This window comes from Blastomonas sp. CCH1-A6 (assembly GCF_001556365.1).
GTDB classification, from domain to species: Bacteria; Pseudomonadota; Alphaproteobacteria; order Sphingomonadales; family Sphingomonadaceae; genus Blastomonas; species Blastomonas ursincola.
The window spans coordinates 1-2656 of the sequence record NZ_LSIS01000055.1; the positions used below are offsets into that span (position 1 = coordinate 1).

A 2656-nucleotide genomic window follows, 5' to 3' on the forward strand; every position below is an offset into this window, starting at 1 on the left:
ACCAGCAGCACCTAAATCTCCACCGAAAATTACACCACGAGCGCGGACGCTAACGGTTTTGGCCGCAGGAAAAGCTTCCCGGCCCCGCCCTTGGGACCCTATTGGGAATACAGGCGCAGAGAGGATGACGATGAGCGATCTCGATCAGTTCAGGACAGAAGTGCGCGCATGGCTGGAGGAGAATTGCCCCGCCGAGATGCGCGAGCCGGTGCGCGGCGATGACGATGTGTGCTGGGGCGGACGCAACTGGCAGTTCAAGAACGAGGCGCAGAGGCTGTGGCTCGAGCGCTGCGTCGCCAAGGGCTATACCGTCCCCGACTGGCCCAAGCCCTATGGCGGTGCCGGTCTGTCGGCTGCCGAAACCAAGATCCTGCGCCAGGAGATGGCGCGCATCAACGCGCGTCCGCCGCTGTCGAGCTTCGGCATCTGGATGCTTGGCCCAGCGCTTCTGCATTTCGGCACCGAAGAGCAGAAGGTGCATTATCTAAACCAGATCGCGCGCGGCGAGATCCGCTGGTGCCAGGGCTATTCGGAACCGGGTTCGGGATCGGACCTCGTGTCCCTGCAGACCTATGGCGAGGACAAGGGCGATCACTGGCTGGTCAACGGCCAGAAGATCTGGACCAGCTATGCCGACAAGTGTGACTGGATCTTCTGCCTGGTCCGCACCGACAAAACGAACAAGTATCAGGGCATCTCGTTCCTGCTGTTCGATATGGAGACGCCCGGCGTCACCACCAAGCCGATCAAGCTGATCAGCGGCAACTCGCCCTTCTGCGAGACCTTTTTCGACAATGTCGTGGTGCCCAAGCACCAGATCGTCGGCGAACTCAACCGCGGCTGGGATGTCGCCAAGTATCTGCTCGGCCATGAGCGCGAGATGATCTCGGGCGGCGGCCTGGGCGACGGCGCACCCTCGCTCGGCGCGCAGCTCAAGAATTCGATCGGCACCAATGGCCTCGGCCAGCTCGACGACGGCATTCTGCGCGCCGAACTCGCGCAGTTCGATGTCGATGCGCTGGCGTTCAAGGCGATGGCCGAGCGCTTCGGCGACGAGATGAAGGCAGGCAAGGGCCATCCCGCGCAGCCCAACATGATGAAATATGCCGGGACCGAACTCAACAAGCGTCGCCACGAACTGGTGATGGCGGGCAATGGTTCGGACGCGCTCGAATGGGAAAGCGAAGCCTCGAAAGGCGGTGCCAAGGCGCGCAACTGGCTGCGCACCAAGGCGAACAGCATCGAGGGCGGCACCAGTGAGGTGATGCTCAACGTCATCTCCAAGCGCATCCTCGACCTGCCGGGCGCTTGAGTCACTATGGCCCTCTCCCCTTGAGGGGAGAGGGTTGGGAGAGGGGGCAACCCTCTCGTTTTTCTCATCATTCAAAGGGCCGGGCAGGGCTTCGTTCCCCTCTCCCCGGCCCTCTCCCCTCAAGGGGAGAGGGAGATCTAAAATGCCCATGTTCCTCAACGAAGACCAAACCATGCTGCGCGACAGCGCGCGCGAATTCCTGAAAACCGAAGCCCCGGTCAGCCATATGCGCAAGCTGCGCGACGAGGGCTGCAAGGACGGTTTCCGCCACGCGCTGTGGAAGCAGTTCGGCGAGATGGGCTTTACCGGCATCCTGATCGGTGAAGACGATGGCGGCCTCGGCCTCGGCCATGTCGAGGCGGGCGTGGTGCTCGAAGAGATCGGTCGCAATCTCTCGCCTTCGCCGTTCCTGACCACAGCAGTGGCGGGCGTGTCGGCGCTCAACCATGGCGGCCAGCATCTGAAAGACAAGTTCTTCCCCGGCATCCTCGCGGGTGAGACCGTGCTGGCGCTGGCGATCGACGAGCATGCCAAGCATCGCCCGGCGCAGATCGCGACCAAGGCGGAGAAATCGGGCAACGGCTTCAAGCTCTCGGGCAAGAAGCAGTTCGTCGTGCAGGGCGCGAGCGCCGATGCGCTGATCGTCGCCGCACGCACTGCTGGCGCGCCGGGTGAGACCGATGGCATCACGCTGTTCGTCGTAGACAAGGATTCCGCGAACCTTTCGATCGACAATACCCGGCTGGTCGACAGCTCGATGGCCGCGCATGTCACGCTCGACGGGGTCGAGGTCGATGGCGATGCGGTGATCGGCGATGTCGACAATGGCTGGCAGGTACTTTCCGCGCTGCTCAAGGCGGGCCGTGCGGGTTCTGCCGCCGAACTGGTCGGCGTCGGTTCGGGCGCGATGGATATGACCGTCGATTATCTCAAGCAGCGCAAGCAGTTCGGCCGTCTGATCGGCGAGTTCCAGGCGCTCCAGCACCGCGCAGCGCATCTCTACAGCGAGATGGAAATCGCGCGCGCCGCCGTGCTCAAGGCGCAGCAACTGCTCGACGAGGGCAAGGACAGCGCGGATATCTATGTCTCGGTCGCCAAGGCCAAGGCCGGACGCAGCGCCAATCTCGCGGTGCGCGAAGGCGTGCAGATGCACGGCGGCATCGGCATGACCGACGAGTACGATATCGGCTTCTACATGAAGCGCGACCGAGCGCTCAACGAGTTCATGGGCGATGCGAACTTCCACGCAGGCCGCGTCGCGGAGATTTTTGGGTATTGATCATCCTCTAGCCCGTCCCCTTGAGGGGAGGGGTTGGGGTGGGGCCTTCACGGGTGGCGCAGCTA

2 protein-coding genes are annotated in these 2656 nt (G+C 63.1%); both read left to right on the forward strand.

The genetic code is table 11. The annotated features are described in order from the left end of the window. Positions 1 to 130 precede the first annotated feature (130 nt). Complete coding sequence (locus tag AX735_RS02205; protein WP_066274966.1) at positions 131 to 1312, forward strand: acyl-CoA dehydrogenase family protein; 1182 nt, start codon at positions 131 to 133, stop codon at positions 1310 to 1312. A gap of 142 nt (positions 1313 to 1454) precedes the next feature. Next, positions 1455 to 2591, forward strand: coding sequence for an acyl-CoA dehydrogenase family protein (locus AX735_RS02210; RefSeq protein ID WP_066274961.1), 1137 nt, complete (start codon positions 1455 to 1457; stop codon positions 2589 to 2591). The last annotated feature ends 65 nt before the right edge of the window (positions 2592 to 2656 follow it).